The organism is Enterobacter sp. E12 (genome assembly GCF_014596715.2).
Lineage (GTDB): Bacteria > Pseudomonadota > Gammaproteobacteria > Enterobacterales > Enterobacteriaceae > Enterobacter > Enterobacter bugandensis.
In genome coordinates this window covers 1,200,094-1,214,071 of the sequence record NZ_CP115601.1, presented here as the reverse complement: position 1 = coordinate 1,214,071, position 13,978 = coordinate 1,200,094, and the positions used below count along the sequence as shown (strand labels likewise).

General features: G+C 53.0%; 13 protein-coding genes and 3 pseudogenes. 9 read left to right on the top strand and 7 right to left on the bottom strand.

Annotated elements, in window-relative coordinates:
- The first annotated feature begins 100 nt into the window (after positions 1-100).
- Positions 101-1,537, top strand: coding sequence for an MFS transporter (locus IB212_RS05745; protein ID WP_041911004.1), 1,437 nt, complete (start codon positions 101-103; stop codon positions 1,535-1,537).
- A gap of 65 nt (positions 1,538-1,602) precedes the next feature.
- A complete protein-coding gene (locus IB212_RS05740) occupies positions 1,603-2,847 on the top strand; it encodes a mechanosensitive ion channel family protein (protein ID WP_041911005.1) in 1,245 nt (414 codons plus the stop codon).
- Here IB212_RS05740 and IB212_RS05735 read toward each other — a convergent pair whose 3' ends face one another.
- From IB212_RS05735 to IB212_RS05720, 4 genes are all read right to left on the bottom strand, one after another.
- On the bottom strand, positions 2,848-3,819 hold the full coding sequence (locus IB212_RS05735; RefSeq protein ID WP_041911006.1) for a LacI family DNA-binding transcriptional regulator: 972 nt from the start codon (positions 3,817-3,819) through the stop codon (positions 2,848-2,850). It lies immediately after the preceding gene.
- Positions 3,820-3,894: 75 nt separating this feature from the next.
- Positions 3,895-5,037, bottom strand: a complete 1,143-nt coding sequence (locus IB212_RS05730) for a Gfo/Idh/MocA family protein (protein WP_041911007.1) — start codon at positions 5,035-5,037, stop codon at positions 3,895-3,897.
- A complete protein-coding gene (locus IB212_RS05725; protein WP_041911008.1) occupies positions 5,030-6,055 on the bottom strand; it encodes a sugar phosphate isomerase/epimerase in 1,026 nt (341 codons plus the stop codon). The genes IB212_RS05730 and IB212_RS05725 overlap by 8 nt, the downstream gene beginning before the upstream one ends.
- Positions 6,056-6,070: 15 nt before the next feature.
- A complete protein-coding gene (locus tag IB212_RS05720) occupies positions 6,071-7,306 on the bottom strand; it encodes an MFS transporter (protein WP_041912046.1) in 1,236 nt (411 codons plus the stop codon).
- A gap of 555 nt (positions 7,307-7,861) precedes the next feature.
- On the opposite strand from IB212_RS05720, the gene IB212_RS05715 reads away from it, so the two are divergent.
- The 5 genes and pseudogenes from IB212_RS05715 (at position 7,862) to IB212_RS05695 (ending at position 10,605) form a co-directional block, all read left to right on the top strand.
- Positions 7,862-8,320, top strand: a complete 459-nt coding sequence (locus IB212_RS05715) for an Arm DNA-binding domain-containing protein (RefSeq protein WP_071993735.1) — start codon at positions 7,862-7,864, stop codon at positions 8,318-8,320.
- Positions 8,321-8,329: 9 nt separating this feature from the next.
- Positions 8,330-8,632 carry a hypothetical protein gene (locus IB212_RS05710; protein WP_041911009.1) on the top strand — a complete coding sequence of 101 codons (303 nt, stop codon included), beginning with the start codon at positions 8,330-8,332 and terminating at the stop codon, positions 8,630-8,632.
- 217 nt (positions 8,633-8,849) lie between these two features.
- Positions 8,850-9,035: pseudogene (locus IB212_RS05705) on the top strand (hypothetical protein); the annotation flags it as partial.
- A gap of 179 nt (positions 9,036-9,214) precedes the next feature.
- A complete protein-coding gene (locus IB212_RS05700; RefSeq protein ID WP_041911011.1) occupies positions 9,215-9,922 on the top strand; it encodes a hypothetical protein in 708 nt (235 codons plus the stop codon).
- Positions 9,923-10,125: 203 nt separating this feature from the next.
- Positions 10,126-10,605, top strand: coding sequence for a type VI secretion system tube protein TssD (locus IB212_RS05695; protein ID WP_051486125.1), 480 nt, complete (start codon positions 10,126-10,128; stop codon positions 10,603-10,605).
- Positions 10,606-10,694: 89 nt separating this feature from the next.
- On the opposite strand, the pseudogene IB212_RS05690 reads toward IB212_RS05695, so the two are convergent.
- Positions 10,695-10,880 (bottom strand): annotated as a pseudogene (locus tag IB212_RS05690) (serine hydrolase); the annotation flags it as partial.
- On the opposite strand from IB212_RS05690, the gene IB212_RS05685 reads away from it, so the two are divergent.
- Positions 10,855-11,049, top strand: coding sequence for a hypothetical protein (locus tag IB212_RS05685; protein WP_051486127.1), 195 nt, complete (start codon positions 10,855-10,857; stop codon positions 11,047-11,049). The pseudogene IB212_RS05690 and the gene IB212_RS05685 overlap by 26 nt on opposite strands.
- Positions 11,037-11,261, top strand: a complete 225-nt coding sequence (locus tag IB212_RS05680; protein ID WP_051486129.1) for a hypothetical protein — start codon at positions 11,037-11,039, stop codon at positions 11,259-11,261. The genes IB212_RS05685 and IB212_RS05680 overlap by 13 nt, the downstream gene beginning before the upstream one ends.
- Positions 11,262-11,696: 435 nt before the next feature.
- Here the strand turns inward: IB212_RS05680 and IB212_RS05675 are convergent.
- Positions 11,697-12,428: pseudogene (locus IB212_RS05675) on the bottom strand (DDE-type integrase/transposase/recombinase); the annotation flags it as partial.
- 158 nt (positions 12,429-12,586) lie between these two features.
- The gene (gene pheP / locus IB212_RS05670) at positions 12,587-13,975 is read right to left on the bottom strand and encodes a phenylalanine transporter (protein WP_041911013.1); all 1,389 of its coding nucleotides are present in this window, start codon (positions 13,973-13,975) and stop codon (positions 12,587-12,589) included.
- Between the last annotated feature and the right edge of the window lie 3 nt (positions 13,976-13,978).

Genomic DNA, 13,978 nt, shown 5'->3' with positions numbered 1-13,978 from the left:
CCTGCATGGTAGTGCCAGTACCAGTATAAGCAAGAACTGGTACCCGTTTATCAGATGGTTGATGCTACGACCATCTGATGAATGACGCAATGGAGTTACCATGAATACGTCAGTTGTTTCACCGGGTCGCGCAGGCCTGATATTGCTGTTAACCGGCCAGATGCTGCCGATGATTGATACCTCAATCACCAACGTGGCGCTGGACGCCATCACCCACTCGCTGCACGCCACCGCCACCGAGCTGGAGCTCATTGTCGCTCTCTACGGCGTGGCCTTTGCCGTCTGCCTTGCGCTCGGCAGCAAGCTGGGGGATAACCGTGGCCGCCGTCGCCTGTTTATGTGGGGCGTGGCAGTTTTTGGGCTGGCCTCGCTGCTGTGCGGGATGGCGGGAAATATTGAACTACTGCTGGCCGCACGCATCGTTCAGGGCGCGGGGGCAGCGCTCATCATGCCGCAGATCCTCGCCACGCTGCACGTCACGCTAAAAGAGAGCGCCCACGCGAAAGCCATTAGCCTGTTTGGCGGCATTGGCGGGATTGCGTTTATCGTCGGGCAGATGGGCGGCGGCTGGCTGGTGTCGGCGGATATCGCCGGGCTGGGCTGGCGTAACGCCTTCTTTATCAACGTGCCGATTTGTCTGGTGGTGCTGGCGTTAAGCCGCCGCTACGTGCCGGAAACCCGACGTGAAACGCCGTCGCGCATCGACTGGACAGGCACCGTGCTGCTGGCCCTCATTCTTTGCTGCCTGCTGTTCCCGATGGCGCTCGGTCCGCAGTGGCACTGGCCGTGGTCGCTGAAGGTTATGCTTCTTGCCATTATTCCGCTGGCCTGGCTGATGGCGCAGAACGCACGCAAAAAGGAGCGAGAGAATGCCCATCCGCTGATCCCGCCACGCCTGCTTCAGCTTCGCAGCGTTCGCTTTGGCATCGTGATTGCGCTGCTCTTTTTCAGCGTCTGGTCCGGGTTTATGTTCTGTATGGCGCTGACCATGCAGACCGGTCTGGGGATGGCGCCGTGGCAGTCCGGGAACAGCTTTATCGCCCTGGGCGTGACCTATTTTATCTCTGCCTGGTTCGCGCCACGGTTAATTGCCCGCTACAGTACCAGCACGATTCTGCTGACGGGTCTGGCAATTCAGATAATCGGCCTGCTGGCGCTCATCGCGACGTTCCGGCTTTGGGGCGTGAACAATACCGCGCTGACGCTGGCCCCTGCCACCGGGCTGGTGGGCTACGGTCAGGCGCTGATTGTAAACAGCTTCTACCGCATCGGGATGCGCGACATCCAGCCTGACGACGCAGGGGCCGCAAGCGCCATTCTCAGCACGCTGCAGCAGGCCGCGCTGGGTCTGGGACCGGCCATTTTCGGGGCGATTTTGCTGCACGGGCTGCAGCATTACTACGGGGATTACGCGCAGGCGATTAACCTTTTCCTGGCGGTGGAAACCGGCCTGATGGTTATCCTGGCGCTGGCGACGCTGCGCATGCGTCATCGTCTCTGCCTGCCGGTAGTGAAGGTCTGTGAGGCCGCCAAATAACCCTGTGAATTTGCATAATAGATCCGCAGCCGCCATTATGGGGCTGCAACAATACAGGAGACGTTATGCAGGAATTAATTGCTCAGGTTGAAGAGTTAGGGATTGAAATTAATCACACCACCTCTTTAGTGATTATCTTTGGTATTATTTTTCTCACCGCCATCATTGTTCATTTTATTTTGCACAAACTGGTGCTGCGCGCATTCGAGAAACGCGCGCAGGCCAGTAGCCATTTATGGCTGCAAATCATTACCCAGAATAAATTATTTCACCGTCTGGCCTTTACCCTGCAGGGGATAATCGTCAACGTTCAGGCGGTACTGTGGCTGCAAAAAGGCAGCGAAGCGGCGGAAATACTCACCACCTGCGCGAAGCTGTGGGTGATGGTGTATGCCCTGCTCTCCTTCTTCTCGCTGCTGGACGTGATATTTAATCTGTCGCAAAAGATGGCGACCGCCTCGCAGCTGCCGCTGAAGGGGATCTTCCAGGGCATCAAGCTGGTGAGCGCTATCCTGGTGGGGATATTGATTATCTCCCTGCTGATCGGCCAGTCCCCGGCGATTCTGATCAGCGGTCTGGGTGCGATGGCCGCCGTCCTGATGCTGGTGTTTAAAGACCCGATACTCGGCCTTGTGGCGGGTATTCAGCTTTCCGCCAACGACATGCTCAAGCTCGGCGACTGGCTGGAGATGCCGAAGTACGGCGCTAATGGTACGGTGACGGACATCGGCCTGACGACCGTTAAAGTACGCAACTTCGATAACACCATCACCACCATTCCGACGTGGGCGCTGGTCTCCGACGCCTTTATCAACTGGAGCGGGATGTCCGCCTCCGGCGGGCGACGCATCAAGCGCAGCCTGAATATCGATACCACCAGCATTCATTTTCTCGACGAGCAGGAGCAGCAGAAGCTAATTCAGGCAAAACTGCTGAAGCCTTATCTGGCCGCGCGCCATGAGGAAATCAGCCTGTGGAATCAGCAGAACGGCGAAGGGGAATCGGTATTAAACCTGCGCAAGATGACCAATATCGGCACCTTCCGCGCCTACCTGAATGAATATCTGCGTAACCATCCGCGTATTCGTAAAGATATGACGCTGATGGTGCGTCAGCTGGCGCCGGATGCCAACGGGCTGCCGATTGAAATATATGCCTTTACCAATACGGTAATCTGGGCGGAATACGAAGATATTCAGGCCGATATCTTCGACCATATTTTCGCGGTAGTGGATGAGTTTGGCCTGCGTATTCACCAGTCGCCGACCGGGAACGATATTCGCTCCCTGGCAGGCGTTATTGCCAGATAATCAGGTGCTGGCGCGGGAAATAAAGCGCCAGTCCATCATCACCCTTTCCGTGGGCGCATCCGGGTTGTCGATTTTGTTTAAGAGAAGATTGACCGCCTTGCGCCCGATATCCCGCGACGGCTGTTCGATGGTGGTGAGTGAAATCATGTCCGCCAGCTCCGTACCGTCAAAGCCGACCACGGCAATATCCTCTGGTACCCGCAGACCTGCCTGTTGAATGGCGCGCAACGCGCCCGCCGCCAGCGTATCGGAAACGGCAAATACCGCATCCGGCGGATTATCTTTTAACAGGTTTTGCATCGCCGCCATGCCCGCCCCGGAGCTGAGATCGCTGGCATACTCCACCACCTGATAGTCCAGATCCCGCAGGTGGATCACGCTCTTGTAGCCGCGTTCGCGCAGGCGGGCATATTTGTAGCTGAGATCGTGGTTGATCATCGCGATACGCTTGCGGCCGCCGTCGGCCAGCTGGCTGACGGCATGCTGTGAAGCGTCCACATCATTGATGCCGACGCAGGAGACCGCGCCCGCATCGGCATATTCGGCGCACTGCACCCACGGTGCAGAACCAATCAGCGCGGCAAGTTCCGGCAGCTTCGAGAAGGCGTCCATGGTGATAATGCCGTCGACGATTTTGCCGGAGAGCAGGCTCAAGCCCGAGCGGGAGCGCTCGATGTCCGAGCCGGAGTTGCACAGCAGAATGCGGTAGCCGTTTTTCTCCGCCTCGGCTTCGATGCCCTTCACCACTTCGGCGCAGAACGGGTTGGCGATGTTGGACACCATCACCAGGATCATATAGCTGCGGGCGGTGCGCAGCTGACGGGCGAGCAGGTTTGGCTGGTAGTTGCTCTCCTGAATCGCCTGCAGAACGCGCTCGCGGTTTTTCGCCTTCACGGTGTCGCTGTTATTCAGCACGCGGGAGACCGTCGCCACGGAAACCCCGGCCAGCTGAGCGATTTTCTGAATTGACATAGCGACGATACATCCTGCGGTTAGCGTTTTGTGCAGGCTACCATAAATTTGTTGCCCGGCGAACCGGGCAATGCGTCAGCATTCCACGCGCACCCAGCGCTGCTGCTGATGGCTTTTCACTATGGCATCAATGATATACATCACGTTTGCGCCATCGTGAAACGTCGCAAACTGCGGCGTCTCTGGCATTGCGCCCGCCTGCACGGCGCGGTAGAACTGCGCCATCATATTTTTGAAGGCATCCGGCCAGCCTTCAATATGCCCGCCAGGGAAATGGGCGCTGTCGGCCACGTCAGGGTTCATCAGCCCCGGATCGTCAGTGAGCGTCTGGTTGGCCTGCGCGCGATGGCCGATCCACAGCTGCTGCGGGATCTCCTGATCCCATGCCACCGACCGCTCGCTGCCGTTGATCTCAAAGGTCAGACGGTTTTTTCGCCCGGCGCTTACCTGCGAGACGCTAAAGCTGCCTTTGCTGCCGTCGTCAAAGCGGAACAGCACCGAGCCAAAGTCTTCGGTCGTGACTGGTTTGTCTTCATACTCCGCCTGTTCGTCATGGGAGAAGGTTTGATTCCCGCCCTTGCTGGCCCTGCGCGTCGGCCAGACGATGGATAAATCAGCCATCACCTCGGTAATGCGCCGCCCGGTGACGAACTGCACCGTGTCGCACCAGTGGGAGCCGATATCCGCCACCGCGCGCGATGCGCCGCCGAGCGCGGCATCCACCCGCCAGTTGTAGTCGGTTTCCAGCAGCATCCAGTCCTGTAGGTAGCTGCCGTGTGAGGCAAAAATCCGCCCGAGGCTGCTTGCGCGCAGCATGCTCGCCGCCTGACGCACCATCGCAAACTGGCGATAGACGAAGCTCACGCCATGCACCACGCCCGCCTGCTCCGCCAGCGCCACCAGCTCGCGCGCCTCCTCAGGCGTCATGCACAACGGCTTTTCGGAAAACACGTGTTTGCCCGCGCGCAGGATCTGGCGGTTAATCTGTGCGTGCAGGTGGTTCGGCGTGCAGTTGTGCACCACGTGCAAATCAGGGTGCGCGAGAAGCTCCTCAACGCTGCCGTACGCGTGCGGTACGTTTAGCAGGCGCGCCTTTTCCTGCGCCTTAACGAGCGAGCCGTCGCACAGCGCGACCACCTGAACAAACCCGAGGCGCCTGAGCGCCTCGATATGTGCCGGGCCAATAAACCCGCTGCCGACGATCCCGACGTTAATCATGGCTGCCCCCTGCGGCGAAATCGTCAAACGCCCGTCCGGAAACGGGAATGATATGGCGGCGAATAAATTCGCTGCCTTCACTCGCCCCGGTATCGCCATCCTTCAGGCAGCACTCCCACTCCAGCACAGCCCAGCCGTCATAGTCGTACTGGGTCAGCTTGCTGAAAATGCCCTTAAAGTCGATCTGCCCGTCACCGGGCGAACGGAAGCGACCGGCGCGGTTGATCCACGGCTGGTAGCCGCCGTACACGCCGCTGCGCCCGCCGGGGCGAAACTCGGCATCCTTCACGTGGAACGCTTTAATACGCGCATGGAAGATGTCGATAAAGGCCAGATAGTCCATCTGCTGGAGCAGCATATGGCTCGGATCAAAGAGGATGTTGCAGCGCGGATGATTATCCACGAGCGCCAGAAAACGCTCGAAGGTCACGCCGTCGTGCAGATCTTCCCCGGGATGCAGTTCAAAGCAGACGTCCACCCCCTGCTCGCCAAAGGTATCCAGAATTGGCCGCCAGCGGGTTGCCAGCTCCTCGAACGCTTCCTGAAAACGCTGCTCGTTATGCGGCGGCCACGGATAGAAAAACGGCCACGCCAGCGAGCCGGAGAAGGTGGCGTGCGCTTTCAGACCTAATCTTGCCGAGGCGACCGCCGCCTGCTTCAGCTTCTCCGTGGCCCACGCCCGACGGGCAGCATCGTTACCGCGCACTGATGCGGGCGCGAAGTGGTCAAACGCGTCGCTGTAGGCGGGGTTCACCGCCACGAGCTGCCCTTCCAGATGGGTAGACAGCTCGCTGATAACCAGCCCGTGCGCGGCCAGCGTAGCGGCGATGTCATCGCAGTAGGCCTGGCTCTCTGCGGCTTTCTCGACGTCAAAGATGTGCGGATGGTTGCAGGGGATCTGCACCGCCTTATAACCTTTACCTGCCGCCCATTCAGCCAGCCCGTCGAGCGAATTAAACGGCGCTTCTGCGCCAATAAACTGCGACAGAAAAATGCCGGGTCCTTTCATCGTCCTCATACCACCTCCTGAACGTTACGCCTTGTCATCGTCATACTTAAACGTGAGAAGGAAAATCAGCGCGATCGCCGCGGCCGCCACCGCCGGGATCCACCAGAATGTCACCCACGCCTGCGGCACGGTCTGCCCTGCCACCAGGCGGTTATAGAGCGCGCCGGAAATCTGCGAGCCGAGGAGCATGCCGATGCCGTAGGTGAACATCACGATCATGCTCTGGGCCTGGCCTTTGACCTTTTCGCCTGCCACCTGGTCGGTGTAGATAAAGCCGACGACAAAGAAGAAATCGTAGCAGACGCCGTGGAGCAGAATGCCGAGATACAGCAGAATGCGCCCCTCCTCGCTGACGCCCAGCGCGAACATGGCGTAGCGCACAAACCACGCCAGCATGCCGATCAGCAGCATGATTTTCACCCCCGTGCGGCGGAACAGCAGCGGAATGACCAGCATGAAGAAGATCTCGGACATCTGCCCGAAGGACATGGCGGTGCTGACGTCGGCAATTCCTGCATCCGCCAGATACGAGGCGGTGTAGGCGTAATAGGTGCCGAGCGGGACGGAGATCAGCATCGCGCAGACGGAGAAGACGAAAAAGTGGCGAGTTTTGAGCAGCGCAAACGCATCCGCGCAGAAGAGATCCCGCACCTTAACCGGCAGGCCTTTCGCCGGGGCTGGAGTGTGCGGCAGCGTCAGGCTGTAAAGCGCCAGCAGCACGGAGCTGGCCGCCGCCACCTGAAAGATGGTAACGCTGGACGCCACGCCGGTGACGCCGATGAAAATGCCCGCCACGATCCAGCCGATGGTGCCGAACACGCGCACCACCGGGAAGGTTTTATCCACGTTCGCCAGGCTATGGAACGCGATGTTGTTGGTCAGCGCCAGCGTCGGCATGTAGCAGAGCGTGTAGCCAAACAGCAGGCCAATCAGCAGCGCGCCGTTCTCGGCAATCAGCGCCCCCGGCACGAACCAGAGGATCGCCGCGCCCGCGAGGTGCATCACCGCCATCACCTTCTGCGAGGCGAAGAAGCGGTCCACCAGCATCCCGAGCACGAACGGCGAGAGAATCGAGGCGATTGGCCCGGCGGAGAACGCATCGCCAATCAGCAGAGACATGTTGTGCTGGGTCATCACCAGGCCAAGCGTGACCGACCAGCTACCCCAGATAAAAAATTGCAGAAACATCATCAGCGACAGCCGCGGCACCAGTAGCCGGTGCTGTGTTATCGCCTTTTCACTACTTTCAGTTGACACCATGATAAGCCTCACCCGGAAAAAGTAATCGATTACAAAAAAGTTCAAATGAAAAGTAATCGATTACAAATAAAAGATCCTGTGGATCGAAACAGAATTGGGAGGGGAGTCACGATAAAGGTGAAGGGGAGGTGCCGGGTGACGGCTGCGCCTTACCCGACCTGCGAAATAATAACGGCCCCGAACATGTAGGCCCGGTAAGCGCAGCGCCACCGGGCGTGAAGGCGGGTGCGGTCTGGTGCCCTCACCTCGGCCCTCTCTCACATAAAAAAATGTCAAAATAATTGATAAAAAAGCGTGGTAATTCAAGTTAAAATACATTGATTTTATTGATTTTTTATCCGTAGCTTGAGGTAGCCTTGCTTATTACCGCATAGTTTAAGAAACAGTTTATTTTGCACTAGTTTATGAGCTTGAACTGCGAATATGTATGCGCTCATTATGCAAAGGATATGAATAAAGCAAATAAACTTTACTGCTAAAGCTCTTGATAGCCTTCCCCCAAAAGCCGCCGCTTACATAGCTTATCAAGCAAGCGGCGAGCGCGGGACGGGTCGTGTGGATGTACGTGTTTACCCTTCTGGACGCAAGACTTTCGTGTACCGTCATTTTGTGGGCAAAGCAGCAAAATTTCAGACACTGGGTGACTACCCGGCTATGTCAATCAGTAGCGCTGTTGAGAAGTTCGAAAGCCTTTCTTCATGTCAGGACGTTATCAAAGTCTCTTCAAAATACGGGACGCTTGCTGATCTCTTCGAAGCGCATAAAACAGATTTTATTGCTTCAGGCAAACGTAGCTATCATCACTATGAAACCCTGCGATCTGTGATTTCTGACAGCGGAATGCTACCGGAGACCACTATTGCAAAGAAAATCACAACAAATGATATACGCGCGATCCTAAATTACGTTCATAAACGCACTCAAAAGCGTCCCTGGGTAAACCAGATTCGTTCTTACATGCACACTCTCTTTTCATGGGGAGTGAAGTGCGGAAAATTACATTTACTGGATTAACCGAACGTTATGTTTGATATTCCCTTCAATCCGGTTTCTGCTATACCAGTGCTCGAAGTTTCAGAAGATGAATCATATATCGGTGAAATATTCCTTAGCTTTGATGAACTTTCTTTGTTGCTTAAACAAACACAGGTTGATTTCTTTAATCCCGATATTACTGTTCTCATACAGTTAATTTTTTCTGTGGAGGCCAGCGCCCGTATGAGATTATGGCTTTACCGAATAAATATCACGACAAAACAAACATGGTTTTATCTATTCCACCTTCATTTTCCAAAACAAAAAATGGTATCATTTTATCCTTTGTGATACGGCAATTAAGTTACTCGATATAATGATTTCACGTTATCCAGAACATGAGTATATTTTCCCCAATCATAACCATGAAAAGAAATTAGCTAACCTGGAGAGGAAAGTAACTCTTGGAAAACAGGGTAAGTTTTCAAACGGATATACAATGTTTATGTCCAGTGACTTGCTGTTAGATAACATTAAGCGATACTGTATAAATAATAATATTGATGGATTCAGTCCCCGCGATTTTAGAAGGACGTTCAAAACTTTGGCCGGGCAAATTAAAATTACAAAAGAGATTCGTGATAGAATACAGCATCATGCTTTACATGACGTATCATCAGTCCATTATGATAGATATGATTATAGTGAAGAAAAGTTGGAAGCTCTTGTGAAATGGGAATATAAGCTAAAATAGATAATGAACAACAATTAATTAAGCATTACATTCATCAGGTTAATTATTTCAAGCCACCTATTTACCCTGGCAATATAAAGGTGGCTTTTTTTATATACATCCTGGAATTGAGATCGTGATCACTATAAGCAATGCGTTATGTATAAGATGATCAACGTATCGAATCCAAGGGGCATACTATGTATTACAGTGAAGATATTATAAACAAAATAGGAACCAACAAAGAATTAGCCGTGAGATTAGATAAGGCTATGGCTGGTGTGAAAGATGGTTTTATCGAATATGTAAATAATCTCGGTGATGGTGCAACAAGAGCACTTTATTACACTTCCTGCTTTACAGAAAATTATAAAGATGTTTGTAAACAGCTTGGAAATGAGGATAAGCGTTTTTTACTAGGTTTGTATGAACTTGTTAAGCATAGAAATATAATTTTTAGGATGATATTAATTTATGTGCAAACGTTGCTTAAAAGTAAAAATGAAAGTGAAAAAGACATTATTCTTAGAAAAGTTGTGCCGCCTACAACACACTATTCAGTTATGCAAGCTTCAAGGTTTGCACTAGTCTATTCAGTTGTTAAATACATTTGCTACGGGAGTAAAATCAATGGAGTTATACAAAGTGCAATGATGAAAAAAATTGGAGGCCTTACATCAGGGGGATTAATAGCATTAAGTACATACGGTACGGTTCAACATGCTGCTGATAGTGCACACAATTTAAAATATTTTCTGCCACTGTACTATAATGCTCTTTACTCGGAAAACCTTGAAATGATGTACTTTCTAATAGAGCCAGTAGTTTTAGATGTTGGTTATTTAAATATAAGCACAGCATCTAATGCTGATATAATTAATGCATTAAAACGAATGGCTGGCCTATGAAAAAGATATTAAAAGAAATATTTAGGCTTATCTTTGATGATTTAACCCTCCAATTGAAAACGTACTTAACTATTTTAGTTATAATTTTATTATCATATATTCCTGTAAAGTATATTGATAATCCTGCTATTACAACTTCCGTAGTCGGGATTATAATTGTTATTGTCCTATATTTTTCATTTTTTTATGAGAGAAAAAAATAAATGTCTATACCAGCACATATTTGGCTTACCGATGAAAATGATTCACCTTTAATCGGTGAATGTTTAATGCCTACACGATTGGGTTCCACAGAACTCAAATCTTTCAATCATTCTATATGGATTCCCACAGATCATAACACTGGAAAACTTACAGGAACACGTCTACATGTCCCGATTACTTTTGAAAAAGAAATTGACCGACTCACCCCCTACTTATTCAGAGGAGTATGCCAGGGTAGAATATTTAAGTCAGCCCTGATTAAAATGTACAAGATTAATGAGGCAGGAATAGAGGTAGAATATTTTAATATAATATTGGAAAATGTAAAGATAACAAGGATTTCTCCAGTATTATTTCCACTTGGTGTAGCAGGTAAACATATGGAAGAAGTTGAGATTCGCTATGAATCTATCGAATGGAAATATTGTGATGGGAATATAATGTTTAAAGATTCATGGAATGAACGGGCTATAGCATAAAATAAGGGACTCATTAGAGTCCCTTTTCTTATTTACTTCAGTGCGCCGTATATCTGATCAACTATCCAGCCGTATGTGGCTGCGGATAATCATCCACTTACAAATACATTAGGATTTTTTGTGGGGTCAGCTACCGGGGAATGCGGTCTATTGCCAAGAATAACGATAGCCATATGATTTACAGGATCGATAGCCGTTAGCGTTCCTGTCCATCCTGTGTGCCCATACGTTTCTTTGCTGGCTAAGACATTGAATGTCGGTGTCGTGGATGCATTTGGCACAGGCAACAAGGAGCATGAACAGATTATTGAACAGGCCACCGCCTTTTTGATGGTAAACAGCATCAGCCGCTTTATTCCCGTTGATTTTGACGAACTGAGCCAGCTTAACGTTCACAGCCTTGCCGGATATAAGGACAAGGGCGCCAGACCGTGGAGCCTGTAACGTTCTACGTGCTCCCCGCGCCGTTTAAGGATGAACTGGCGAACGGGTTTGACGTGAACCAGGCCGCCCGTGTGCTGTATGAAGCCGGGATGCTCAAAATGCCCGCCAGCGGCAGAAGCTGGCAGAGCCGTACGCCCCGCATCCAGCATATGAACAACCGACAGCTACGGGCCTATGCCGTGCTGCTGGTGGATGACAGCAAGCCAGAATAGCGCATTCACATTAGCAGCCCCGTTTTTATGTTGGTTCAGAGAAGAGATAAAATAAATAATTCCTTATTATTAATTATTTATCTTTTTTATTGAGACAACACTGAGACAACATCAGGTGTTTTTGAGACAACAAAGGGCTATTCTGAACCAACATAAAAATCTGTTTTCCGTTTTTCTGTTTCTGGCTGGCTTTTTTTTTAAGCAACAAGGTCCCCCACACCGCAGCTGTCTCAGAAATGTTAACGTGTTGTCTCAAAACCGGGCTGTGTTGTCTCAGAAAGTTCCCGTAACAGGCTGATTTAAAATGCAAAGATGCTTTTTGAGACAACTGAGACAACCCTTTGAGAGGGCCTATAGAGGAAAAAATCCGGTTGCCTGATATCGGGTCAGAAAAGATACCTTTTCGCGACCAGTGGGAGAGGGGCGGGTTAATCTCTGCGTCTGCGGATGATAAGGCCGGGAGTGCCCCACCCGGATACCGTGGCGCATCAGCCACAGCTCCAGCGCCGTCCAGGTGCCGGTGGTGTCGCCCCACGGTGAGCCGTTGTCCATCGTCATCCTGTCCGGCAGGCCGTAGCGTTCAAACACGCTGACCAGCTGCTGCTGCACGGTCTCGCGCCGTTCATCGGTACAGTGCGCCAGGCACAGGGAAAAACGGGAGTGGTCGTCCAGCAGGGTGAGCGGATGGCAGCGGCCACCGCCAAAGGGAAAGTGGCCCTTAAAATCCATCTGCCAGAGCCGGTTCGGCGCGTCATGTTCGAAGCGTCCCGTAGCCGGAACGCCCGGTGATGCGCCCGGCAGCAGACCGTGACGGGCCATCAGATTATGGACGGTGCTGAAGGCGGGCATACGGTGCCCCTGGTCTTCGAGCCAGCGCTTAATCTTGCGGGCGCCCCAGCGTTGATGACGGTCATGCGCCATGCGCAGCAGGGCCGTGATGTCGTCAGATGAGCGGTTCGGGGAATGATGAGGTGCGCGGGAGCGGTCCTGAAGACCGGAGGCACCTTCCTCAGCCCAGCGCTGAAGCCACTTGTAGCCGGTGGCAGGAGAAATGCCGAACTGACGGCAGAGGAAACGGATGTTCGCCCCGTCCTGCGAGGCGAACAGTACAAACTCGGTACGTAATGACATGGTATCTCTCTCATCCCAGGGCATAAGCGACTCCATAAACGGGTTCTTATGCCTTAGTTGTAAGTGTCTACCATGTCCCCGAACAAGTGTTCACTATGTCCCCGGACCGTACCCCCTCAAGGGAGAGGGGGTCGTCCGTGCTGGCATTATTTACTGGGGATCCCTCAGCACACAGGGAGAGGGAGAAAACCGCGCTACTTTTTGCGTGAAAGCTTAAACGCGATAAACAGGAACACCACCCATACCGGCAGCAGCATTGCTGAAAGTCGCATCTCATCCATGGTGCACATCAGCATCAGAATCAGCCCAAGGAAGGCGATACAGAGGTAGTTCCCCGCCGGGTAGAGCAGCGCCTTAAACTGCGTTTCGCGCCCTTTGCGGCGCATCGCCGCGCGAAAGCGCAGGTGCGCCAGGCAGATCATGATCCAGTTCAGCAGCAGCGTGGCGACAACCAGCGCCATCAGCAGGCCGAAGGCCTGTTTCGGCAGCAGGTAGTTAATTAGCACTACCAGAGACGTAATCGCGCCGGAAAGGAACAGCGAATTCACCGGCACGCCGCGGCGGCTGACGCGGGTAAGGAACTTCGGTGCGTTGCCCTGTACGGAGAGGCCAAACAGCATACGGCTGTTGGAGTAGACCCCGCTGTTGTACACCGACAAAGAGGCCACCAGAATGACAAAGTTCAGTGCCGAAGCCACCACGTTGCTGTTGAGATCGTGGAAAATCATCACGAACGGGCTGCTGTCGGACTTCACTTCCACCCACGGGTAAAGCGCCAGCAGCACCACCAGCGAGCCGATATAGAACAGCAGAATACGGTACACCACCTGGTTGACCGCTTTCGGAATGCTTTTGTGCGGGTCGCGCGCTTCGGCCGCGGTAATGCCAATCAGCTCCAGACCGCCGAAGGAGAACATAATCACCGCCAACGAGAGGATAAGCCCTTTCCAGCCAGTCGCCAGGAAGCCGCCGTGCTGCCAAAGGTTGTCGATAGTGGCCCGCTCGCCGCCGTGGCCGGAGAACAGCAGCCACAGGCCAAAGCCGATCATGCCGATAATCGCCAGCACCTTAATCAGCGCAAACCAGAACTCGGTTTCACCATACAGGCGCACGTTGACGAGGTTAACGGCGTTAATGATGATGAAGAAGGCCGCCGCCCAGATCCATGTGGGCACGTCCGGCAGCCAGTACTGCATGTAGATGCCTGCAGCGGTCAGCTCCGCCATCCCCACCAGCACGAACATCACCCAGTAGTTCCAGCCGGAGAGGAAGCCTGCGAACGGGCCCCAGTATTTATAGGCAAAGTGCGCGAAGGAGCCTGACACCGGCTCTTCAACGACCATCTCGCCGAGCTGGCGCATGATCAGGAAGGCGATAATCCCGGCGATAGCGTAACCCAGCAGAACCGCCGGACCGGCCATCTGAATGGCGGGGCCGATGCCGAGAAACAGCCCAGTACCGATTGCGCCACCGAGGGCAATTAACTGAATATGTCGATTTTGCAAACCACGTTGCAGCGTCGGATTCTGATCCGACGAGGCTTCAGCGCGACCATGGCCTGAAGCGGATGACGCGTCTTTCACGCC

Bases quoted from the DNA above. Each gene is read 5' to 3' on its own strand.
- IB212_RS05725 (WP_041911008.1), bottom strand. From the start codon at position 6,055: ATGAGGACGATGAAAGGACCCGGCATTTTTCTGTCGCAGTTTATTGGC.
- IB212_RS05730 (WP_041911007.1), bottom strand. From the start codon at position 5,037: ATGATTAACGTCGGGATCGTCGGCAGCGGGTTTATTGGCCCGGCACAT.
- IB212_RS05700 (WP_041911011.1), top strand. From the start codon at position 9,215: ATGTATTACAGTGAAGATATTATAAACAAAATAGGAACCAACAAAGAA.
- IB212_RS05695 (WP_051486125.1), top strand. From the start codon at position 10,126: ATGTCTATACCAGCACATATTTGGCTTACCGATGAAAATGATTCACCT.
- IB212_RS05720 (WP_041912046.1), bottom strand. From the start codon at position 7,306: ATGGTGTCAACTGAAAGTAGTGAAAAGGCGATAACACAGCACCGGCTA.
- IB212_RS05745 (WP_041911004.1), top strand. From the start codon at position 101: ATGAATACGTCAGTTGTTTCACCGGGTCGCGCAGGCCTGATATTGCTG.
- IB212_RS05740 (WP_041911005.1), top strand. From the start codon at position 1,603: ATGCAGGAATTAATTGCTCAGGTTGAAGAGTTAGGGATTGAAATTAAT.
- IB212_RS05710 (WP_041911009.1), top strand. From the start codon at position 8,330: ATGTTTGATATTCCCTTCAATCCGGTTTCTGCTATACCAGTGCTCGAA.
- IB212_RS05735 (WP_041911006.1), bottom strand. From the start codon at position 3,819: ATGTCAATTCAGAAAATCGCTCAGCTGGCCGGGGTTTCCGTGGCGACG.